Annotated in this window: 15 protein-coding genes; 5 read left to right on the top strand and 10 right to left on the bottom strand. The window is 67.3% G+C overall.

All coding sequences use genetic code 11. The features are described from left to right. Positions 1-18 precede the first annotated feature (18 nt). The 4 genes from tsf to D7006_RS10640 form a co-directional block, all read right to left on the bottom strand. Positions 19-942 (bottom strand): translation elongation factor Ts, encoded by a 924-nt coding sequence (gene tsf, locus D7006_RS10655; RefSeq protein ID WP_024279302.1) that lies wholly within the window; start codon positions 940-942, stop codon positions 19-21. A 123-nt stretch (positions 943-1065) separates the two neighbouring features. After that, positions 1066-2070, bottom strand: a complete 1005-nt coding sequence (locus tag D7006_RS10650) for a 30S ribosomal protein S2 (RefSeq protein ID WP_237356590.1) — start codon at positions 2068-2070, stop codon at positions 1066-1068. 249 nt (positions 2071-2319) lie between these two features. Continuing rightward, positions 2320-3972, bottom strand: a complete 1653-nt coding sequence (locus D7006_RS10645) for a long-chain fatty acid--CoA ligase (protein WP_237356589.1) — start codon at positions 3970-3972, stop codon at positions 2320-2322. A 186-nt stretch (positions 3973-4158) separates the two neighbouring features. Continuing rightward, positions 4159-5511, bottom strand: a complete 1353-nt coding sequence (locus D7006_RS10640; RefSeq protein ID WP_237356588.1) for an OmpP1/FadL family transporter — start codon at positions 5509-5511, stop codon at positions 4159-4161. Between the two features lie 400 nt (positions 5512-5911). On the opposite strand from D7006_RS10640, the gene D7006_RS10635 reads away from it, so the two are divergent. From D7006_RS10635 to D7006_RS10615, 5 genes are all read left to right on the top strand, one after another. Beyond that, a complete protein-coding gene (locus D7006_RS10635; protein WP_210257537.1) occupies positions 5912-6316 on the top strand; it encodes a MerR family DNA-binding transcriptional regulator in 405 nt (134 codons plus the stop codon). A gap of 203 nt (positions 6317-6519) precedes the next feature. Continuing rightward, positions 6520-7665 carry a thiolase family protein gene (locus tag D7006_RS10630; RefSeq protein WP_237356891.1) on the top strand — a complete coding sequence of 382 codons (1146 nt, stop codon included), beginning with the start codon at positions 6520-6522 and terminating at the stop codon, positions 7663-7665. Between the two features lie 10 nt (positions 7666-7675). Continuing rightward, complete coding sequence (locus tag D7006_RS10625) at positions 7676-10006, top strand: 3-hydroxyacyl-CoA dehydrogenase/enoyl-CoA hydratase family protein (RefSeq protein WP_237356587.1); 2331 nt, start codon at positions 7676-7678, stop codon at positions 10004-10006. A gap of 152 nt (positions 10007-10158) precedes the next feature. Then, a complete protein-coding gene (locus D7006_RS10620) occupies positions 10159-11949 on the top strand; it encodes an acyl-CoA dehydrogenase C-terminal domain-containing protein (RefSeq protein WP_237356586.1) in 1791 nt (596 codons plus the stop codon). 100 nt (positions 11950-12049) lie between these two features. After that, the gene (locus D7006_RS10615; RefSeq protein WP_169120886.1) at positions 12050-12361 is read left to right on the top strand and encodes an SCP2 sterol-binding domain-containing protein; all 312 of its coding nucleotides are present in this window, start codon (positions 12050-12052) and stop codon (positions 12359-12361) included. A 34-nt stretch (positions 12362-12395) separates the two neighbouring features. Here the strand turns inward: D7006_RS10615 and D7006_RS10610 are convergent, their stop codons facing one another. The 6 genes from D7006_RS10610 to D7006_RS10585 all read right to left on the bottom strand — a co-directional run bounded on the left by D7006_RS10610 (position 12396) and on the right by D7006_RS10585 (position 23015). Then, on the bottom strand, positions 12396-14447 hold the full coding sequence (locus tag D7006_RS10610) for an acyltransferase family protein (RefSeq protein WP_237356585.1): 2052 nt from the start codon (positions 14445-14447) through the stop codon (positions 12396-12398). Positions 14448-14661: 214 nt separating this feature from the next. After that, positions 14662-16746, bottom strand: a complete 2085-nt coding sequence (locus tag D7006_RS10605; RefSeq protein ID WP_237356584.1) for an acyltransferase family protein — start codon at positions 16744-16746, stop codon at positions 14662-14664. A gap of 197 nt (positions 16747-16943) precedes the next feature. Further along, positions 16944-20102 (bottom strand): efflux RND transporter permease subunit, encoded by a 3159-nt coding sequence (locus tag D7006_RS10600; protein ID WP_237356583.1) that lies wholly within the window; start codon positions 20100-20102, stop codon positions 16944-16946. Positions 20103-20106: 4 nt separating this feature from the next. Further along, positions 20107-21225: an efflux RND transporter periplasmic adaptor subunit gene (locus D7006_RS10595; protein ID WP_237356582.1), complete on the bottom strand. Its 1119-nt coding sequence runs from the start codon at positions 21223-21225 to the stop codon at positions 20107-20109. 218 nt (positions 21226-21443) lie between these two features. Then, entirely contained in the window at positions 21444-22643 is a 1200-nt protein-coding gene (locus D7006_RS10590; protein ID WP_237356581.1) for an aminotransferase, read from the bottom strand. 48 nt (positions 22644-22691) lie between these two features. Further along, positions 22692-23015 carry a hypothetical protein gene (locus D7006_RS10585; protein ID WP_237356580.1) on the bottom strand — a complete coding sequence of 108 codons (324 nt, stop codon included), beginning with the start codon at positions 23013-23015 and terminating at the stop codon, positions 22692-22694. Positions 23016-23074: the final 59 nt, after the last annotated feature.

The following is a 23074-nucleotide window of genomic DNA, read 5'->3' as shown; positions in this document are numbered from 1 at the left end:
CCCCCTCCCCGCCTGCGATCAGGACTGGCCGGCGGCGGCGGCCACCTCGGCCGCGAAGTCGGTCTCTTCCTTCTCGATGCCCTCGCCGAGCGCGTAGCGCACGAACGCGGTGAGCTTGACCGGAGCGCCGACCTGGCCCTCGGCCTCCTTCAGCACCTGGGCCACGGACTTGGAGCCGTCATGCACGAAGGGCTGGTCGAGGAGGGTGTTCTCCTTGAAGAAGCTCTTCATGCCGCTTTCGGCGATCTTGTCCTGCACGTTGGCGGGCTTGCCCTGGTGCTTCTCGAGCAGGATGGCCTTCTCGCGGGCGATGGTGGCCTCGTCGATGCCGGAGGCGTCGAGCGCCAGCGGGTTGAGGGCCGCCACGTGCATGGCGATCTGCCGGCCGAGGGTGGAGAGCTTCTCCACGTCGCCCTCGGACTCGAGCGCCACGAGCACGCCGATGCGGCCCTGGCCCTCGACCACGGCGCCGTGGACGTAGGAAGCGATAACGCCCTTGGAGACGGTGAGCTTCACCGAGCGGCGCAGCGTCATGTTCTCGCCGATGGTGGCGATGAGCGCGGTGAGGCGGTCGGCGACGGTGACGTCCTCGCCCGGGAACTTGGCGGCGGCGACGGCCTCCAAGGAGCCGTCCGTGTTGAGGGCGACCTTGGCCACCTCACGCACGAACGCCTGGAAGTCCGGGTTGCGCGCCACGAAGTCGGTCTCGGCATTCACCTCGACGGCAGCGGCGTAGTGGCCGGAAGACTCGACCGCAACGAGGCCCTCGGCGGCCACGCGGCCAGCCTTCTTGGCGGCCTTGGCGAGACCCTTCTTGCGCAGCCAGTCGATGGCAGCCTCGACGTCGCCGTTCGTCTCGGTGAGCGCGGACTTGCAGTCCATCATGCCTGCGCCGGTCTTGTCGCGCAGTTCCTTCACGAGCCCGGCGGTGATCGCAGCCATGTTCAATCCCTTCTTCTCGCGCCACGGCCGGCCACGGTGCGCCCGAGCCGGCCGTGGGGGCGCGGTGCGCGCCCCATTACTCTCGATTCGTTTTCAGATCTGCGACAAGGACGGTGACGGGTGTCACTCGACCTCGGCAGACATCTCCTTGGCCTGGACAACCCAGCCGTCCACGCGGCCCGGCAGGCCCACTTCCTCGCCGATGCGGTGCGCATCGTTGGCATCGAGGCCGGCGATCTGGCCGAAGTGGAACACGCCGAGATCGTTGAGCTTCTGCTCGATCTCGGGGCTCACGCCGGTGAGCTTCTTCAGGTCGTCGGCGACGCCGCGGGGACCAGAGAGGGGCTCGAAGGACGACCACACGCTGGTCTCGACCGGCAGGTCCTCGACGAGCGGGGCCTCTTCGGCGCCCACGTCGTAGCCGAGGTCGCTGTGGCCGCGGCCGATGCCGTCGATGGCGGCGCGGGCGACGAGGTCACAATAGAGCTGGATGGCGCGGCCGGCGTCATCGTTGCCCGGGACCGGATAGGCGATGCCGTCGGGATCGCAATTGGTGTCGAGGATGGCCGCCACCGGGATACCGAGGCGCTGCGCTTCCTTGACCGCGATGTCTTCCTTGTTCGTGTCGATCACGAACAGGAGGTCCGGCAGGCCGCCCATGTCGCGGATGCCGCCGAGCGCCTTGTCCAGCTTCTCCTTTTCACGGGAGAGCGTCAGGCGCTCCTTCTTGGTGTAGCCGGAAGACGCCTCGGGGGCAGCCAGCATCTCCTCCAGCTTCTTCAGCCGGGCGATGGAGTTGGAGATGGTCTTCCAGTTGGTGAGCATGCCGCCGAGCCAGCGGGAGTTCACATAATACTGGGCGGAACGGCGGGCGGCGTCCGCCACCTGCTCCTGCGCCTGGCGCTTGGTGCCGACGAACAGCACGCGGCCACCCTGGGCCACGGTGTCGGACACGGCCTGCAGGGCACGGTGAAGCGCCGGCACGGTCTGCGACAGGTCGAGAATGTGGATGTTGTTGCGAACGCCGAAGATGTACGGAGCCATCTTGGGGTTCCAACGGTGGGACTGATGTCCGAAGTGCACGCCAGCTTCGAGGAGCTGACGCATCGAATAGTCGGGAAGAGCCACTTTGGTATTCTCCGGTTGAGCCTCCGCGGACGTACCTTCGCCAATGGCGAATGGCACCGGATGGCCGATCTGGCCTGTGTCCGCGTGCGGAATGGGTCGGGCACATACACGAGGTGGGGCTGATAGGCAAGGGCGGCGCCCTGCGGGGGCATGCCCTCCCCCATCGCCGTACCGTTCCGGCGCGACCGGCCACGACGGCGGACTATACGGCGGCGGCCGCAACGGGATACGGGGCTGCGACCGCCACTTTCACCCGGCGGCGGCGCGCTGGCGCTCCTCCTCCACCAGTTCCTTCTTGGAGAGCTTGCCCACCACGCTCTTGGGCAGGCTGTCGCGAATCTCGATGGCCTTGGGCATCTCGATCTTGGAAATCTGGGCGGAGAGGAACTCCATCAGCTCGGCCGGCGTCGCCTGCGCGTCCTTGCGCAGGGTGACGAAGGCCTTGGGCGCCTGCCCGCGATAGCTGTCGGGAATGCCGATGGCTACCGCCTCGGCCACCGCCGGATGGAGGTAGAGCGCCTCCTCGATCATCCGGGGATAGACGTTATATCCACCGCACAGAATCACGTCCTTGATGCGGTCCACGAGGAACAGATAGCCGTCCTCGTCCAGAAGACCGACGTCGCCGGTGCGCAATGCCCCGTCCACGAAGACGGCGGTCGTTTCGTCCGGGCGATTCCAGTAGCCGGCCATCACCTGCGGACCACGCACGCACACCTCACCCTTCTGGCCCACGGGCATCAGGCGGGTTGAATCGGCGAGGTCGCGAATCTCGATCACCGTCTCTGGCAGAGCGGTGCCCACCGAACCATCCTTGACGAGGCCCAGAGGCGGGTTGGCGCTCACCACCGGCGAGCTTTCGGAGAGGCCATAGCCCTCCACCAGGGGGCAGCCGGTGAGTTCCTGGAAGCGCGTGCGCACGTCGAGCGGCAGCGGCGCGCCGCCGGAGATGGAAAGCGTGAGGGAGGAGAGGTCGCGCTTCTCGATGTCCCCGACATTGTTGATGGCGGCATAGATCGTCGGCACGCCGGGGAACATGGTGGGCTTTTCGCGCTCGATATCGTCGAGCAGAGACATGAGGTTGAAGCGCGGCACCAGGATGATCTCGGCGCCGAGGCAAATGGGGATCAGCATCACCGTCTGCATGGCGAAGACGTGGAACAGGGGCAGCACGCCCAGCACCCGCTTCACCCCGATGCGCTCGCACTCCGCATGCTGGACCAGCTGGCGGGCATTGGCCGAAACGTTTGCATGGGTGAGCATGGCGCCCTTGGGCACGCCCGTGGTGCCGCCGGTGTATTGGAGCACCGCGAGGTCCTTGGCCGGGTCCACCTCCACCGGCTTGGGGCGGTCGCCGTGCTTCAGCAGGGAAGCATAGTCCACATGCATCCCGTCGCCGGTGCTGTAGACCGCCTTCTCCTTGCGCTTGAACAGGTTGAAGAGCAGCCCCTTGGGAAACGGCAGGATGCCGGACATGGGGCAGACGATGATGGATTTCAGCCCCGCCTCATGCGCCACCGCCAGGACGCGGGAGTGGATCAGCTTGAGGTCTGGGACCACCATGATGGTGGTGCCGGAATCGCGGATCTGGTGCCTCAGCTCGCGCTCCACATAGAGCGGGCTGAAGTTGACCACCGTGCCGCCGGCCTTCATCACCGCGAAGAAGAAGATGACGGAATAGGGCGTGTTGGGCAGGCACAGGCCCACATGGGTGCCCTTGCCCACGCCCATGGCCTGAAGCCCTGCCGCCACCTTGTTCACCGCGGCGCCGACCTCGGCATAGGTCCACTTACGGCCGAGGAAGCTCAGGGCCGGCCTCGCGCCATGCGCGGCGACGCTGGCCTCCAGAAGCTCGGGCACGGGCGAGATGGCGATGGCCGCCGCATCGGTGCGATGGAGCATGATGTCCCTCCTGCGCCGGCGCTTTTCTGTTTTCTTGGGCAAGCCGGCGGCGTGATCTCCGACGTTGGGTCACCAACGCCGTGATTCAAGAATGCTGGCGCGCGATTGCGCCAGAAAGGCGGTTTGTGCCGGGTCTAGTAAGGCGCAAACCGGCGGCGCGGACGCCGCCGGGGATGGCGCAAGGCCCTACTTGGTGATGAGGGCCGCTGCCTGGGGCGCATCGAACTTGTAGCGCAGGCCCACGGAGATGATGTCCACATAGCCGTTGCTCACCTGGCCGACCAGCGTTCCACGCAGGGCATTGGCCGGATCGGCGGGGGTGAGGAGGATCGGGCTCGTCTCGCCGAAGATGTGGGTGTACGCGAAATCCGCCGCGAACTGTTGCGTGAAGTTGTAGGTGAAGCCGCCCGAGAGCCAGAAGCGGTTGGTGTCGGGCAGGCGCGGCGAGCGGGTGGAATCGGGCACGGGCGTCAGCTCGTAGCCAATACCGGCGCGCAGAGCGAGCTTGGGGTCCCACTGATACTCGACGCCGCCGGAGAAGAACCAGCCGTCGTTCCACTGGAGGTCGAGCGTGCTGACCGGCAGGCCGTAGGCTTTCACCGTCAGTTCCTGGACGGTCGACCAGTTGGTCCACTCCACCGTGCCGAGCACGGTCCACTGGGCATCGAGCTTCGAGCGGAACGAGGCGGTGATCTGGTCCGGCAGCGTCAGGCCGGCCGTCGCGTTGACGCTCTTGACCGGGACGATGTTGGCGACGGACACGTCCAGCATGCCGTTCAAGGTCTGCGAGATCTGCGACTTGTAGCCGATGCCGAGCGTGGTGCCTGGCGCCAGCGTGAACAGCACGCCAAGATTGATGCCGTAGCCGATGTCGTCGCCGTTGACCTGGGCATAGAGATTATTGCTCGGCGGCGCGAAGCCCGCGAACTGCGCGTTGGTGAGCTTCGCGTTGATGTAATTGACGTTGAGGCCACCGCCGATGGTCATCCAGTCGGTGAGCTTGTAGGCCACCGAGAGCTGGGCGTTCATGTCAAAGATGCTGCTGTAGCAGCCGTAATAGCGCCCAGACCAGCTGCACGGCGCGTCCGTCACGAGGCCGTACGGCGAGGTGACACCGAAGCCGATCGCCCACCTGTCCCAGGCATAGGTGGCGAAGAAGGTCGGCAGCGTGCCGTTGTCCACCATGTCGCTCACGCCGACATTGCCCAGGCTGGTGCCGGTGATGGGCGCGGTGGCCGAGAACACGTCGATGGAGGCATGCGGCGCGATATAGGTGACGTTGCCTTCCACGCTCAGCCCCGGATTGAAGCTGATGGCCGCGGGGTTCCAGAACATGGAGGCGAGGCCGTCGCCGCCGGCCGCCGTGCCGGCGAAAGACGTGCCCTGATAGTAGGAACTCTGCTCGCGGAGCCCGAATCCGCCGGCGTGGGCGGCGCTGCTCGCCAGTGCGACGGGAATCGCAATGGCGGGAATGGCAAGCACCGGAGCCACGTGCCGTGACCAATCGCGACTGGCTCTGGCCCACTTGTGCATCGTCATGAAGACCCCCTCCTAGGCTATTCCTCCGGGCCCGGCACGCTGCGGTGCACTATACGTTTTATCGGTGCCCTATACGTCACCCAGCATGCCTTTCGCGGATGATCCGTCAACCGACTTCCTGCAGCGTAGCGGGCCAAGACGCTGGGGAATTCGGCGGGCGTTGCGCCGATGCAACAGTGCCGAAATGGAAGCGATGCTGTCTAGATTTCCCAGCGCTGGCCGGGCTTCTATCCACCACCTTGTGGCGACCCGCCGGCTCGACCGGTTGTGAAGGCACAACCGTTCCGTCATCTGCCAAACGGGTCTTGCGGAGAAGGTCAAAGCATGTATCTTCAGGGCGACTGGGTGACGTATAGGTGAACTGGTGGCATCCTCTGGCAAACGTGGCGGCGCGTCCGCTTTGACCGACACGTTCTTCACCGTCACGCAGCTGGCGCGGGACCTCTCGGTCACGCCGCGTACCATCCGATTCTACGAGGACAAGGGTCTCATCACCCCCCGCCGCGCCGGCACCATGCGTGTCTACACCAAGCGCGATCGCGCCCGCATGGCGCTGATCCTGCGCGGCAAGCGCCTCGGCTTCTCGCTCCGCGAGATCAAGGATTACCTCGACCTCTACGACCTCGACCCGAGCCAGAGCGAGCAGATCCGCCTGCTGCTCAAGAAGGTCCAGGACCGCCTCGAGATGCTGGAGGACCAGCGCCTCGCCCTCGAGGAGACCATCATCGAGCTGAAGGACATCGAGGAGCAGGCCCTGTCTGCCCTTGCCAGCAGCGAGACCGGCGACCAGAAGGCCGCCGGCTAGGCCGACGCCGCCCGGCCGCAGCCGGGCCCGGCGCAGGCCATCCTGAGTTTTTCGTGGGGCGTTCCCCGGGCGGATTTTTCATTCGCGCGGATCGCCCCGTTACGTCCGACGCGTGAAGCGGCGGCGAACAACCGCGAAAACCCGCCGCACCAAAGCGGCGGACGACAACAATGGACAGGCAGGAGAGCCCAATGAACGCGCCGATGCGAAACGTCGTGATTGCAGGCTATGCCCGCTCGCCCTTCACCCTCGCCAAGAAGGGTGATCTGGCGCGCGTGCGCCCCGATGATCTTGCCGCCCAGGTGGTGGCCGAGCTCGTGGCCCGCACCGGCGTGAAGGTGGAGGACATCGAGGATCTGATCGTCGGCTGCGCCTTCCCCGAAGCCGAGCAGGGCTTCAACGTCGCCCGCCTCATCGGCATGATCGCCGGCCTGCCCGAGAGCGTTGCCGGCGTGACGCTGAACCGCTTCTGCGGCTCCTCCATGCAGTCGGTCCACAATGCCGCCGGGCAGATCCAGCTCGGTGCGGGCGAAGTGTTCATCTGCGCCGGCATCGAGAGCATGAGCCGCGTGCCCATGACCGGCTTCAACCCCATGCCCAATCCCGCGCTCTACAAGTCCATGCCGCAGGCCTACATGGGCATGGGCGAGACCGCCGAGAATGTCGCGGCCAAGTGGCAGATCACCCGCGCCGACCAGGACGCCTTCGCCCTCAAGAGCCATCAGAAGGCGACGAAGGCCGAAGCGGAAGGCCGCTTCAAGGACGAGATCGTCGCCATCAAGGCCAACGGCAAGGTCAACAAGACGGTCGATCAGGACGGGTGCATCCGCCGCGACGCGACGGCCGAGGCCCTCGCCGCCCTGAAGCCCTCCTTCGACGAGCATGGCACGGTTACGGCCGGCACCGCCTCTCCCCTCACCGACGGCGCCTCCGCCGTGCTGGTGTGCTCCGAGGACTATGCGCTGAAGAACGGCCTTACCCCCCTCGCCCGCATCCGCAGCGTGGCGGTGGCCGGCTGCGCGCCGGAGATCATGGGCATCGGCCCCGTCGCCGCGACCAAGAAGGCGCTGGCCCGCGCCGGCATCGACGTGTCCGAGATCGAGGTGGTGGAACTGAACGAGGCCTTCGCCTCGCAGGCCCTCGCCTGCCAGCGGGAGCTCGGCATCAAGGATGAGGTTCTGAACCTCGATGGCGGCGCCATCGCGCTCGGCCATCCCCTCGGCGCCACCGGCGCGCGCATCGTCGGCAAGGCGGCCGCGCTGCTGAAGCGCGAAGGCGGCAAGTATGCCCTCGCCACCCAGTGCATCGGCGGCGGACAGGGCATCGCCACCGTCCTCGAGCGCGTCTGAGGAGGGCCGGATGTCCTTTGAAATCAAGAAGGTCGCCGTCATCGGCGCCGGCGTCATGGGCGCCGGAATCGCCGCCCATGTGGCCAATGCGGGCGTGGAGGTGCTGCTCCTCGACATCGTTCCCGAGGGCGCAGCCAACCGCAACGCCATCGCCGAGAAGGCGGTGGAGAAGCTGCTGAAGGCCGATCCCGCGCCCTTCATGTCCAAGGCTGCGGCGAAGCTGGTGAAGCCCGGCAACATCGAGGACAACCTCGCCGACATCGCCGACTGCGACCTCATCATCGAGGCCATCATCGAGCGCCTCGACCTCAAGCAGGCGCTTTACGCGAAGATCGAGGCGGCGCGCCGGCCCGGATCTGCCGTGTCCTCGAACACCTCGACCATTCCGCTGGCGGACCTAACGGCGGGACTGCCCGATAGCTTCCGCCGCGACTTCCTCATCACGCATTTCTTCAATCCGCCCCGCTACATGAGGCTTCTGGAGATCGTCTCCGGCCCGGAGACGAATCCGGACACGGTGGCTGCCGTCGCCCGCTTCGCCGACGTGAAGCTCGGCAAGACGGTGGTGATGTGCAAGGACACCCCCGGCTTCATCGCCAACCGGCTCGGCACCTACTGGCTGCAGCTGGCGGTGGGCGAGGCCTTCGCGCTGGGCATGAAAGTGGAGGATGCGGACGCGGTGATGGGCCGGCCGTTCGGCTTTCCCAAGACCGGCGTGTTCGGCCTTATCGACCTCGTGGGCCTCGATCTGATGCCCCACGTCCAGGGCTCGCTGAAGCGGGCGCTTCCGGCCACGGACCCCTTCCACGCAACGCTTCGCGACGAGCCGCTGATCGAGAAAATGATCTCGACCGGCTACACCGGCCGCAAGGGCAAAGGCGGTTTCTACCGGCTCAACCGCGAGGGCGGACAGAAGCTCAAGGAGGCCATCGACCTCTCCACCGGCACCTATCGCCCGCAGGCCAAGGCGCAGGTGGCCGAGCTTGAGGACGGCGGCGGGCGGGATCTCTTCGCCCTTCTCTCCGCCCCCGGCGAAGGCGGGCGCTATGCCCGCTCCGTCATGGTGCGCACCCTCGCCTATGCCGCGCGCCTCGTGCCCGAGGCGGCCGACGACATCGTCTCCATCGATGATGCCATGCGCTTGGGATATAATTGGAAATCCGGCCCGTTCGAGCTGATCGACAAGATCGGCGCGGCCCGCCTGATCGAGCTGTTGAAAGCGGACGGGGAAGAGGCGCCGCCGCTGCTGGCGCGCGCCGCCGACAAACCCTTCTACCGGGTGGAAAACGGCCAGCGCCAATACCTTACGCTGGATGGCACCTACCGCGATATCGTCCGGCCCGAAGGTGTGCTGCTGCTCGCCGACATCAAGCTGAAGTCCCAGCCGCTGGCCAAGAATGGCTCTGCTGCCTTGTGGGATATTGGCGACGGCGTGGTGTGCCTGGAATTCACCTCCAAGAGCAATTCGCTGGACGAGGGCATCATCACGATGCTCGCCAAGGCGCTGAAGCTGGTGAAGGACAAGTACAAGGCGCTCGTCATCTACAACGAGGGCTCGAACTTCTCCGTCGGCGCCAATCTCGGCCTCGCTCTGTTTGCCTGCAACATCGGCGCCTTCGGCGAAGTCGAGAAGCTGGTCGCAGCCGGGCAGAAGACCTATCAGGACGTGAAGTACGCGCCCTTCCCCGTGGTGGCGGCGCCGTCCGGCCTGGCCCTCGGCGGCGGGTGCGAGATTCTGCTGCATGTCGGTGCCGTTCAGGCCCATGCCGAGAGCTATATCGGGCTTGTCGAGTGCGGAGTCGGGGTTCTGCCGGCCTGGGGCGGCTGCACCGCCATGCTGGAGCGCTGGGCGGCCGATCCGAAATTCCCGAAGGGACCCATGCCGGCCCCCTCGAAGGTGTTCGAGACGGTCTCCACCGCCACCGTCGCCAAGTCCGCCGCCGAGGCGAAGGAGCTGAAGTTCCTGCGCGAGGGTGACGGCATCACCATGAACCGCGACCGGCTTCTGGCCGACGCCAAGGCCAAGGCCCTGTCCATGGTGGATGGCTACCAGCCGCCCAAGCCCGTGGAATTCTTCCTGCCCGGCCCCTCCGGCAAGGCGGCCATGGACATGGCGGTGGAAGGCTTCGCGAAGAAGGGCCTCGCGACCCGGCACGACAAGGTGGTGTCCGCGGCCCTCGCCGAGGTGCTCACCGGCGGTGATGCGGACCACATCGCCCCGGTCCCGGCGGCGCGGGTGCTGGAGCTGGAGCGGGAAGGCTTCATGAAGCTCATCCGCACCACCGCCACCTTGGACCGCATCGAGCACGTGCTCGAAACCGGCCGGCCGCTCAGGAACTGAGCGAAGGAATCCCCTCTCCGCTTGCGGGAGAGGGTCAGGGTGAGGGGTATGGCTCCGCCGGGCACAACGCTCCGGAGCAGGCGGCCGCCCCCTCACCCCCGCCCCCTCTCCGCAAGGGGAGAGGGGAGAAACACAACACGGGAGCCAACGCCATGCAGGTCTATACCCCCCCGCTGCGCGACATGCGCTTCGTCCTCCACGAGCTGCACGGCAGCGAGGAGCTGAGCAAGCTCAAGGGACTGGAGGAACTTTCGCCCGATCTCATCGATGCGGTGCTGGAGGAGGCGGGCAAGTTCGTCACCGAGGTACTCGCGCCGCTCAACCAGTCCGGCGACCTCGAAGGCTGCACCTATGAGAATGGCGTGGTGCGCACGCCCAAGGGCTTCAAGGAGGCCTACACCGCCTTCCGTGAGGGCGGCTGGAACGGCATCGCCTGCGATCCGCAATACGGCGGGCAAGGCCTGCCGGCGAGCGTGAACAAGCTGGTGGAGGAAATGCTCTGCTCGGGCAACCTCGCCTTCGGCATCTGCCCCGGTTTGACCCACGGCGCCTATCAGGCGCTCAAGGCCTACGCCTCCGAGGAGCTGAAGGAGCGCTTCCTGCCCAAGATGGTGGATGGCGTGTGGTCCGGCTCCATGTGCCTCACCGAGCCGCAATGCGGCACCGACCTCGGCCTCGTGCGCACCAAGGCCGAACCGAAGGCGGACGGCTCCTACAAGATCACCGGCAACAAGATCTTCATCTCCGCCGGCGAGCAGGACATGACGGAGAACATCGTCCACCTCGTGCTCGCCCGCCTGCCGGACGCGCCCAAGGGAATCAAGGGCATCTCCCTGTTCCTGGTGCCCAAGTTCCTGCCGAAGGAAGACGGCTCGGTGGGCCCGCGCAACGGCGTGCTGTGCACCGGCATCGAGCACAAGATGGGCATCCACGGCTCGTCCACCTGCCAGATGTCGTTCGACGAGGCCACCGGCTGGCTGGTCGGCGAGCCCCACAAGGGCATGCGCGCCATGTTCGCCATGATGAATTCGGAGCGCCTCTCCGTGGGCACGCAGGGCCTCGGCCTTGGCGAAGCCGCCTATCAGGCCGCCGTCGTCTACGCCAAGGAGCGCCTGCAGGGCCGCGCCCTCTCCGGTGCCAAGCATCCGGACAAGCCGGCCGATCCGATCATCGTGCATCCCGACGTGCGCCGCACGCTGATGACCATGCGGGCCTACAATGAGGGCTGCCGGGCGCTCGCCGGCTGGGTCGCCCGCGCGCTCGATCTGATGGAGCGGGCGGAAGATCCGGAGGAGCGCAAGCGCGCCGAGGACTTCACGGCGCTGATGACGCCCATCGTGAAGGCCCTGTTCACCGACCTCGGCTTCGAGGCCACCTCCATGGGCATGCAGGTCTATGGCGGACACGGCTACATCCGCGACCACGGCATGGAGCAATATGTGCGCGATGCCCGCATCGCCATGATCTACGAGGGCACCAACGGCGTGCAGGCGCTGGACCTCGTGGGCCGCAAGCTGCCGGCGCACATGGGCCGCTACCTGCGCTCCTTCTTCCATCCCGTGCTCAACTACATGGATGCGAAGCTGGACGACGAGAATCTCGGCCCGCTCATCACCCCTCTCTCCAAGGCGTTCGGCGCGCTCCAGCTCGCCACCGCCCACATCGCCGAGAAGGGCCTGAAGGACCCGGAGGAGGCCGGCGCCGCCGCCACCGACTATCTGCGGCTGTTCGGGCTCGTGGCGCTGGGCTACATGTGGGTGCGCATGGCGGAAGTGGCCTACGAGAAGCGCGTCTCCAACCCGGACGACGCCGCCTTCTACGATGCCAAGATCGTCACCGCGCGCTTCTTCATGGAGAAGCTGCTGCCCGAGGTGGCGGCCCTGTGGGGCTCCATCAAGGCCGGCAAGGGGTCCATGATGGCGCTCGATGAGGCCATGTTCTGAATACCGCGCGCCGCGGTGGATGTTGCCGCGGCGGCTTTCCCTTCTCCTCCGCCTCCCGCTTCCGCAGCCCGGGGGACGGACGCCTGCCCAGGAAAACCCAATGGCCGATCTCGCCTCCCTCGTCGAAGCCATCCGCGATCGCGCCGAAGCCCTCTCCGAGCTCGGCTACAAGGTGCGCTTCGATCTCAGCGACACGGGCGAGGCGATCCTGCTCGATGCCACCGGCGGCAGCGTCGAGGTGGGCGAAGGCACGGGCGAGGCCGATGCGGTGCTGAAGCTCTCCACCGACACGCTGGACAAGCTCATCACCGGCCGGATCGGGCCGATGATGGCCTTCTCCACCGGCCGGCTGAAGGTGGAAGGCTCGCAGGGCGTCGCCCTGAAGCTCGCCGGCCTGCTCGACAAGGACTGAGCCGGGGCCGGTAGGCCCGCAGCCCCTTCTCTCCTCAGTCGTTCGCCGTCGCGGTGGTCGCCCCACCGGCGGCGAGCGCCTGCATCAGTGTCTGGCGCAACGCCTTGTCCTGGACCGCATAGCGCGCGCCGGTGACGGAGAGGTGATCGCCGTCCACATAGAAGAAGCGCGTGCCCTCCCCCGCGGTGCAGCGGTCGTCCCGGCAGAAGATGTCCGCCATGCGGAAGGCCGAGACGCCGGGATGCCGGCCGGCCGTGGCCGTGATGACGTCGTTACCGAAGCCGACCATGTCGAGCGCGCTGGCGCGCGGCTGGCTCATGCAGCCTTCGGCACCGCCCGTCCCGTTGAACTCGCGCGTCGCGACGCAGCCGGCCGGGGCCGGCTTGTATTCCGGGGACTGGCCCAGCACGATCACCTGCGGGCCGATCTGGCGCAGTTCGGCGACGGTGCGCTCCATCATGTGGGCGAACACCTGCTTGCTGGTGGCCCGGTCACGCGTCATGCCGCCCGGAATCTCGCTGCTGATGAGGGAGAAGCCGGCGCTCGACCGCGTCGTCCAGATGGACCAGCGGCCCACCAGCACCACCACCTTGGGCTTGATGCGGCGGATCTCGTCCATCACGGCGGCGACGTAGCTGGCGCAGACGGCACCGTTGTTGTGATCCTGCCGCGCGATGCCACCCACGAGCGGCGGGCAGCCGGCCATGGTCTGGAGCCGCGCCGTCAGCCCCAGCTTCTCCGCCACCTCGGCGATGCCGAGGAAGGTCGCGCCGGCATGGGAATCGCCCCACACCAGCATGTCGTAGCTGCTCTTCGCCGCCCCCGGCCCGAGCGCGCAGGTGGCGATGGGTTGCATCTGGTCCGGGGTCCAGAAGCGGGCGTTGTTGTTGCAGGTGCGCTGGAATTGGCTGCGGTCGTCGGCCGCCGCCTCCGCCGCCGCGCCGAGCGGTGAGATGGGGAACATCCCCCGACCGGCCTTCTGGAGCGCCAAGGCTACGCCCACGGTGAGAAGAATAGCGCAGGCCCCTGCGCCGATGCGCATCAGGCGACGCCCGCCCAGCGCGCTGCCGCGCCGGAGCGGCGCCTCCACATATTTCAGCGACAGGCCGGAGATGATGCCGGCCACCAGGATGACGATGCCGGATTCGATATAGGTGGTGTGCCGCCCCTTCCAGATCGCGATGAGCACCAGCATCGGCCAGTGCCACAGATAGAGCGCGTAGGAGATGCGGCCCACATACACCATGCCCTTCAGGCTGAGCACGCGGGCGACGATGCCGTTCGGCGCGAATCCGCCGGACAGGATGATCGCCGCCGCGCCCAGCACCGGCGGCAGGGCCCAGAGGCCGGGAAAGACGGTTTCCTTGCCATAGGCGAACACCGGGACGACGATGGCCAGCGCCCCGGCGATGCCGAGCCATGACGCGGCCTTCTCCGGCAGGCGCGGCAGCGTCACCATGGCGAGGAGCGATCCGGCCAGCAGCTCCCAAGCCCGGCTCTGCAGCAGGAAGAAGGCGGCCGACTGCTCGGTCTCCACGATGCTCTCGGCATAAGCGAGCGAGGCGAGCGCGATGAGGGCGAGCACCCCGACCGCGAGCCGGCGCCCGCCCAGCTTCATGAGCACGAACAGGACGAGCGGGAAGAAGATGTAGAACTGCTCCTCCACCGCCAGCGACCACAGGTGCAGCAGCGGCACCTCGTCGGCGGCGGGGCCGAAATAGTTGAGCAGGCTCTCGAAATGGATGTTGGCGAAGAACAGGGCCGAGGGCACCAGCGTGCCCACATAGCCCTGCATCTGCCGCGGCATCAGGATGAGCGCGGCGAACAGCGTCGTCGCCGCCATCATCAGGAATAGCGCGGGGAAGATGCGGCGGATGCGGCGATCGTAGAAATCGACCAGCGAATAGGTGCCCGCCGTCATCTCCTGATGGAGGATGGACGTGATGAGAAAGCCGGAGATGACGAAGAAGACGTCGACGCCGATATAGCCCCCGGTAAAGGGCGGAATTCGTGCATGGAACAGAACCACGCTGCCGACGGCGATGGCCCGAAGGCCGTCGATGTCGGACCGGTAGGCCAGACTCATCCTGGTGTCCTTGATCGGCGCGCCCTACGCGCACGCCCCCGCGGGGACCGCTTACCGACAAAATCCGGCTGGGGCAAATCGCGCGGAAGCCCGCCGCGCCGCCCATCCGGGGCTGACGCAACGTTCGCTGCGGTTCCGCGCGGCCACGCTCCAGCTCAGGAAAAGCGGAGCCGCAGGGGGTAGGTGAGAACCAGCGGGCGGCCGGTCGCCCCGGTCAGTCCTTGGCCGTCGCCGGGGCGAGCGAGGCGCTGGTGTTGCCGCCCTCGCCCAGCGCCTTGAGCAGGGCCGTGCGCAGCGCGGGGTCCTGGCTCATGTGGTGGGCGCCGGTGGCCGAGAGGTGATCGGCATCCACATAGAAGAACTTCTCGCCGTCGCCGGCGCGGCAGGTCCCGTCCCGGCAGAACACGTCCGACAGCAGGAAGGTGGTGGTGCCGGGGAAGCTCGTCGCCGCCTTGGCGATCATCTGGTTGCTGATGCCGAGCACCTTGTCCGCCGCCGCGCTCGGCAGCTCCAGGCAATTACCGAGCTTGCTGCGGTTGTAGAACTCCTTCTCGGCCACGCAGCGGCCGGGGGAGCGGCCGAACTCCGGCGTCTGGCCCACCAGAACCACGTGGATGCCGAGGTCGGAGAGGTCCTTCAGGGTGCGGTCCAGCATGTGGGCGAACACCTTCTGGCTCACCTCCCTGGACCGCACGCCGCCGCCCGGCACCTCGTCGGAGGTGAGGGTGAAGGCCGGGCCGGCCTTGCTGGTCCACATGGCCCAGCGGCCCACCAGCACGGCGACCTTTGGCTTGATGCGGCGGATTTCCTGCAGCACTTCGGCATTGAAGGCGGTGCAGGTCCAGCTCGGCATGTCGTCGCGATGGGCCTGTCCGCCGATCAAAGGCGGGCAGCCGGCCATGGTCTGGAGCCGGGCGGTGTGGCCGAGGGCGGCGACCTGCTCGGCGATGCCGATGAAGGAGGCGCCGGCGTGGGAATCGCCCCACACCACCACGTCATATTCGCCCTTGGCCGCGCCCGGCCCCACCGAGCATGCGGAGGCCGGGTTCAGCACGGCGGCGCTGAAGCCCTTGGGGGAGTTGTTGCAGGAGCGGCTGAAGGGGCTCCTGTCCTCCATGGCCGCCTCGGCGCGGGCGCCCAGCGGGGAGATGGGGTAGAAGCCACCGCCCAGGCGCTCGAACAGCACGCCCACGGCCAGCGTCATGGCCATGGCCATGATGCCGGCCGCGAAGCGGCCCCGGCGCTTGCCGCCCAGCGAGCCGGCGTGGCGCAGGGGCGTCTCCACGTATTTCAGCGACAGCGAGGCGAAGATGAAGGCGACGATGAGCATGCCGCCGGCTTCGAAATAGGTCAGCGCGCGGCCCATATAGGTCTTGCCGAACACCAGCAGCGGCCAGTGCCAGAGATAGAGCGCATAGGAGATGCGCCCCACATAGACCACCTTCGGGCGACTGAGCAGGAAGTTGGCATAGCCGGCGGGGTTGATGGTGCCGGCATAGATCACCGCCGCCGTGCCGAACACGATGGGCGCGGCGGAGAGGCCCGGGAAGGTCATGTCGTGGCTGTAGGCGAAGACCGGGACCACGATGGCGAGCAGCCCCGCCACGCCGATCCAGTTGGCCGTCTTCTCCGACACCTTCGGCATGTGCACCAGCGCCAGCAGCGCGCCGACCAGCAATTCCCAGGCGCGGCTCTGCAGCAGGAAGAAGGAGGCGGTGGGCTGGGTGCGTGCGCTCAGTTCTGCATAGACGCCAGAGACGACGGCGATGATGAGGAAGCCGAGGATCGCCATCCGCCGCGGGCCGAGCGCGACCCGCCCGCCGGTCTTGAGGAAGGCGAACATGAGCAGCGGGAAGAAGATGTAATACTGCTCCTCCACCGCCAGCGACCACAGATGGAGCAGCGGCGTCTCGTCGGCCTGGGGGCCGAAATAGTTCATCAGGCCCTGGAAGTGGATGTTGGCGTAGAACAGGGCGGAAGGAATGATGGATTGCGCGAACAGCACCATCTGCCGCGGCATCAGGAGGAAGGCGGCGATGAAGGTGGTCACCGGCAGCACGACGAACAGCGCCGGGAAGATGCGCCGGATGCGGCGGTCGTAGAAATCGACGAGGGAGAACTCGCCCTTCATCATGTCGTTGTACAGAATGGAGGTAATCAGGTAGCCAGACAGGACGAAGAAGATATCGACGCCGATGAAGCCGCCGCGAAACGGGGGAATGTGGGCGTGAAACAGCAGCGCCACCACGACCGCGACGGCGCGCAAGCCATCGATATCCGGCCGATACTTGAGATTCATGCCCCGCCCCCGGATCAAGGCGCGCAGCCGCCCGCGCGCAAACCTCGCCACAGGCGGGATAACAAAGCGGCGACGTTGGGGCAATTCCTCGCAAGGCGAGGAATGGTCACGGTTCCTTAATCATTTTGTCATGGGGCGCGGGTGCAACACCCGGAGGTAGCTCCCACCGGCATGCGCGCCGGGGTGGCAGAAGCCCCCTACTCCGCCGCCATCCGCTCCGGCGGCACCGGCGGGACCGGATGCGCGGGATGGGCCTTGTCCTCGTGCCGGCCGGAGACGGCGTGGTGCACGATAGCGTCCAGCCGGTCGAGATAGAGATAGACCACCGGCGTGATGAACAGCGTGAGCAGCTGCGACACCAGAAGGCCGCCCACCACCGCGACGCCCAAGGGCTGGCGCAGCTCGGAGCCGGCTCCGGCGCCGATCGCGATGGGCAGCACGCCGAAGATGGCGGCGAGCGTGGTCATCATGATCGGGCGGAAACGCAGCAGCGCAGCCTCGCGGATGGCGTCCTGCGCCGCCGCCCCGGCGCGCCGCCGCTCCAGCGCCACGTCGATCATCATGATGGCGTTCTTCTTCACGATGCCCACCAGCATGATGATGCCGATGATGGCGATCACCGACAGCTCCATTCCCGCCGCCATCAGGGTCAGCAGCGCACCGATGCCGGCGGAGGGCAGGCCCGAGAGGATGGTGATGGGGTGGATGAAGCTCTCATAGAGCACGCCCAGCACGATGTAGATCACCACCACCGCGGCCAGGATCAAAAGCGGCTGGTTGGAGAGCGAATCCTGGAACACCTGCGCGGTGCCCTGGAAGCCGGGGATGACGCTATCCGGCACGCGTGCCTCGGCGGCCGCCGCATTGATCTCCTCCACCGCCTGCCCGAGCGAGGTGCCCGGCGCGAGGTTGAAGGAGATGGTGACGGATGGCTGCTGCTGCTGGTGCTGTATCGAGAGCGGGCCCACCGTGCGCTTGATGTTCGCCACCGTCTCCAGCGGCACCACATTGCCGGAGGTCGTGCGCAGATAGACGCGGCCGAGGTCGCTCGGGTCGCGCTGGAAGATGGGCTGCACCTCGGCGATGATCGCGAACTGGTTGGTGGGCGTGTAGAGCGTCGCGATCTGGCGGGTGCCGAACTGGGTGTAGAGCGCATCCCGCAGCTGCTGCTCGGTGATGCCGAGGGCCGCCGCCTTGTCCTTGTCCAGCTCGATGGTGAGCTGGGGATTGGTGATCTGGAGGTCGGAGGTCACGTCGCGAAGACCCGGAAGCTGCGCAAGGCGCTGCTCCATCGTCTGGGCGAAGGCGTAGAGGGTCTCCGTGTCCGGGCTTTGCAGCGTGTACTGATACTGGCTCTTGGAGGCGACGCCGCCCACGTTGATGTTCTGCACCGGCTGGAAGAAGACGTTGACGCCGGGCACCTGCGCAACGCGCTTCCTCAGGCCCTGGATCACGTCGTTGGCTGAGCCCACGCGCTCGCCCGGCCCGTTGCCCTTGGGCTTCAGGGCGATGAACAGGCGGCCGGTATTGGTGGTGCGGCTGCTGCCTGTGGCGCCGGCGGTGGAGACGATATAGTCCACGGCCGGATCGGCGCGCACCACGTCCGCCACCTGCTTCTGGCGCTCCACCATGGCGGCGAAGGAGCTGTCCGTCGCCGCCTCCACCGTGCCGGTGATGAAGCCGTTGTCCTCCTGCGGGAAGAAGCCCTTCGGGATGACGATGTAGAGATATACCGACAGGCCGATGGTGGCGAACGTCACCACCAGCATGAAGGGCTTGTGCCGCAGCACGAAATCGAGGCTCACCCGGTAGGCGTTGAGCCAAGAGTCGAACATCCGTTCGGTGACGCGGAAGAACCAGCCGGGCTTCTTCGTGTGGTCCACCGGCTTCATCACGCGGGCGCACAGCATGGGCGTGAGCGTGAGGGAGACGAAGCCGGAGACGAGGATGGCCACCGAGATGGTCACCGCGAACTCGCGGAACACCCGGCCCACCACGCCGCCCATGAACAGCACGGGAATGAACACCGCCACCAGCGACAGCGTCATGGAGATGATGGTGAAGCCGATCTCGCGCGAGCCGCGCAGCGCCGCGCGGAACGGGCTCTCCCCCGCCTCCACGTGGCGATAGATGTTCTCCAGCACGACGATAGCGTCGTCCACCACGAAGCCGACGCACAGCGTCAGCGCCAGCAGCGTCATGTTGTTGATGGAATAGCCGAAGCCCCACATGGCCGCGAAGGTGGCGATGATGGACAAAGGCAGCGCCAGCGAGGGGATGATCGTCGCGCGCACGTTGCGCAGGAACAGGAAGATCACCAGCACCACGAGGACGATCGCCTCGAACAGGGTCTTCTGCACGTCCGCCACCGCGTCGCGGACGGAGACGGAGCGGTCGTTCAGCACCTCGATGCCCACCGAGCCGGGCAGCTGGGCGCGGAACTGGGGCAGGCGGTCGCGCACCTCGTCCACCACCTGCACGGTGTTGGCGTCGGGCTGGCGGACCACGGCGAGCACCACCGCGCGGCGGTCGTTGAACCAGCTGGCGACGCGCTCGTTCTCCACGCCGTCCGAGACGACGGCGATCTCCTCGAGCCGCACCACCGAGCCGTCGCGCGCCTTCACCACCACCCGGCGGAACTGGGAGGCGTCCGCCTTGGGCGTGCCCATGTCGATGGTCTGCGCCTGCTTCGGCCCGGAGACGATGCCGAGCGGCGTGTTGGAGGCCGCTGCCTCCACCGCCCGCTGGATGTCGTCGGCCGAGATGTTGCGCGCGCCGGCGGCGGCCGGATCGACCCGGATGCGCACGGCATATTTCTGCGAGCCGTAGATCTGCACCTGCGCCACGCCGGGGAGCTGGGAGATCTGCTGGCCGATCAGCGTGTCGGCATATTCGTTCACCGCCGACAGGGGCAGCGTGTCCGAGGAGATGGCGAGCAGGATCACCGGCGCGTCGGCGGGATTCACCTTCCGGAAGCTCGGCGGGGTGGTCATCTCGTCGGGCAGCTGGCGCTGGGCGACGGAGAGGGCGGACTGCACGTCGAGGGCCGCCGCGTCGATGCTGCGGTTCAGGTCGAACTGCACGGTGATCGACGTGGAGCCCTGGGTGGACGAGGAGGTGAGCGAGGAGATGCCGGCGATGGTGGCGAGCTGGCGCTCGATGGGCGTCGCCACCGAGGTCGCCATGGTCTCGGGGCTGGCGCCCGGCAGGCTCGCCGAGATGTTGATGGTGGGGAAATCCACCCGCGGCAGCGCCGCGACGGGAAGTTGGCGATAGGCGAACAGGCCCGCCACCACGAGCGACAGCATGATCAGCGTCGTCATCACCGGGCGTCGGATGCACAGTTCGGAGAACATGGGCTCAGCTCCCGGTGGCCGGCACGGCGGTGCGGGTGCGCACGCTCACGCGGCTGCCCTCGCGCAGGGAGAGCTGGCCATCCGTCACCACCGTCTCGCCGCCGTCGAGCCCCTTGGCGATCACGCTGCGCCCGTCCACCGTGCGGGTGACGGTGACCGGCCGCACATGGGCGATGCCGTCGTCGACGATGAAGACGAACGGGCCGTCCTGCCCGTTCTGCACCGCCTCGCTCGGCACCGCGACCACGTTGTCCTCGATGCGCAGCGTCACCGTCACCGCGCCGAGGGCGCCCGGCCACAGCCGTTCGTCGGCATTGGGGAAGATAGCGCGGGCGGTGAGGGTTCCGGTCTGCGGCTCGATGGTGTTGTCGATCACCGCCACGGTCCCGCCGGAGATGGTCTCGCCGGTGCCCTGGATTGTGAAGGACACCTTGGCATCCTTCGCCGCCCTGAGGCCGGCGATGTAGCGCTCGGGCAGGCCGAAGGCGACATAGATGGGCGCGAGCTGGCGCACCGTGGCGAGGGTGTCGTCCACGCGGATCACCGTGCCGGGACGCACCGAGGACACGCCGATGCGGCCGGTGGCCGGAGAGCGGATCTCGTAATAGCCGCGCTGCACCCTCAGCGCCTTAAGGTTGGCCTCGTCCTGCGCGACCACCGCCTTCTGCACGTCAGCCGTGGTGCGGGCATCGTCCACCTGCACCTGCGAGACCGCGTTGCGGGTGGCGAGGCCGGCATAGCGCTCCACGTCGCGCAGGTTCTTTTCGAGCTGGACCTTGTCCCGGTTGAGGGTCGCCTCGGCCTGCAGGATCTGCGCGTCGATCACCCGTGGGTCGAGCTGATAGAGGAGGTCGCCCTCTTTGACGGTCGCGCCGTCGGCGAAGCCCACCTTCTCCACGGCGGCGGCGACGCGCGAGCGCACCGGCACCGTGACCATGGATTCCACCGTGCCCAAAGCCTCGACGCGCACCGGCAGGGAGGTGCGCTCGGCCTTGCCGGCGAGCACCGCGACCACGCGCGGCGGCGGCGGAGCCTTCTGCCCGCTGGCGGCGAGCCACGGCTTCTTGTCCCAGACCCATGCCCCGCCGCCGAGGAGGGCCAGAAACAGGACTGCGAGGACCATCTTGCGGCCGGCCGATCCGCCGCTCTTCGCGCTACCCGGTGCATTCTCGGCTGGCATGAATGTCCTCGAAACTCCGCAGCGTCAGACCCGTTCGCGCCGCGATGCAACAACAATTCAGCGCTCTGGTCCAATTAAGCTTTTGTCACGCCTTACGCGATGGAAGTGACAGTAATGACGCATTCGTGAACAGCCAAGCCCGCGCTCAACTTGACCTTTGGTCAGGATTTGCGCGCGAGATCAGCCAGATGCGCCAGCGCCCGGTCGATGGTGGCGTCGTGCTTGGCGAAGCAGAAGCGCACCACGCTCTTCACCGCATCCTCCGCGTAGAAAGCGGAAACCGGGATCGCCGCGACCTTCCGGGTCTTCACGAGATCGAGGCAGAAGGCCTCGTCGTCGAAGGCGTTGGGCTCGCGGGCGTTTCCCTGGGCGGCGAGGTCGATGGAGAGGAAATAGGTGCCGCGCGAAGGCAGCACCTCGAAGCCCAGCTCCTTCAGCCCCGCCACGAGGCGGTCGCGGGAGCGCTGGAGGCCGGCGCGCATGGTGGTGAAATAATCGTCCGGCTTGCCGAGCCCGTAGGCCACCGCCGCCTGCAGGTTCGGCGGCGTGGTGAAGGTGAGGAACTGGTGGGCCTTGGACAGCACCTTCATGAGATGGGGCGCTGCGAAGACGAGGCCCACCTTCCAGCCGGTCATGCCGAAGATCTTGCCGGCGGAAGATATCTTCACTGTGCGCTCGCGCATCCCTGGCAGCGCCATCAGCGGCTCGAACGTGACGCCGTCGAATACCACGTGCTCCCACACCTCGTCGCACACCGCATAGGCGTTAAAGCGCACGCAATAGTCGGCGAGCAGTTGCATCTGCGCGCGGTCGTAGACGACGCCGGTGGGGTTCTGGGGATTATTGAACAGGACGAGCTTGGTGCGCTCGGAGAACACCTGATCCAGCTTCTCCGGTGTCATGGCCCAGGAGGGCGGCTCCAGCCGCACGAGGCGGGGAATGCCCCCAGCCCTCTGCACCAGCGGCAGATAGGCGTCATAGAGCGGCTGGAACAGCACCACCTCGTCGCCTGGCTCGATGAGCGAGAAGAGCGCGCCGGCCAACGCCTCGGTGGCCCCCGACGTGACCATGATCTCCGCCTCGGGATCGAGCTCCAGCCCCTGCCAGTGGCGATAGTGCGCGGCGGCGGCGTGGCGCAGCTCGGGCAGGCCCATCATGGGCGGATACTGGTTCCAGCCGTCCACCACCGCCTCGGCCGCCTTGCGGCGCACGTCCTCGGGGCCGGGATCGTCCGGGAACCCCTGGCCGAGGTTCACCGCCTCATGGGTGCGGGCGAGCCCGGACATCACCTCGAAGATGGTGGTGGGCAGCCCGGCATAGATGGGATTGAGCGGACGGGGCGTAAATTGCGGATGGGACATGGGAAATTCGCGATGGCAAGGGGTCGGGGCCCGGCGGGCCAGCGCCCTTTAGACCCTTCCGGCGCCTTCGGAAAGCCCGGTGGAGACGCCCGCCTCCCCCGGCATCAGCGGCCGGAGCGCCGCCAGCAGCGCCTCCGGCGTCACCTGCGCCATGGGCATCAGCACCTTGGCGGCCTCGGTGCGGCGGCCGGGGCGCATCACCAGCACCACCGTCTCGGCCCCGCCGCAGGCCGGATCACCGCAGGAAATCTCGGAGACGGAGACGGTGGCCTCCTCCTCCAGCGACAGGGTGGTGCGCACCAGGTCCGCGAGGGCACGCGAGGCATCGAGGGCGGGGCCCGCCTCGCCGCGGCGGCGCATGAACAGTCGCATCCAGTGGATCTCCGTGTACGGACGACTTCAACGGCGGCCCTGTCTCGCCCACGCTCGCG

Origin of the sequence: Xanthobacter sp. YC-JY1 (assembly GCF_021730305.1) — a bacterium.
Lineage (GTDB): Bacteria > Pseudomonadota > Alphaproteobacteria > Rhizobiales > Xanthobacteraceae > Xanthobacter > Xanthobacter flavus.
This window is presented reverse-complemented; position numbering and strand designations above follow the sequence as displayed.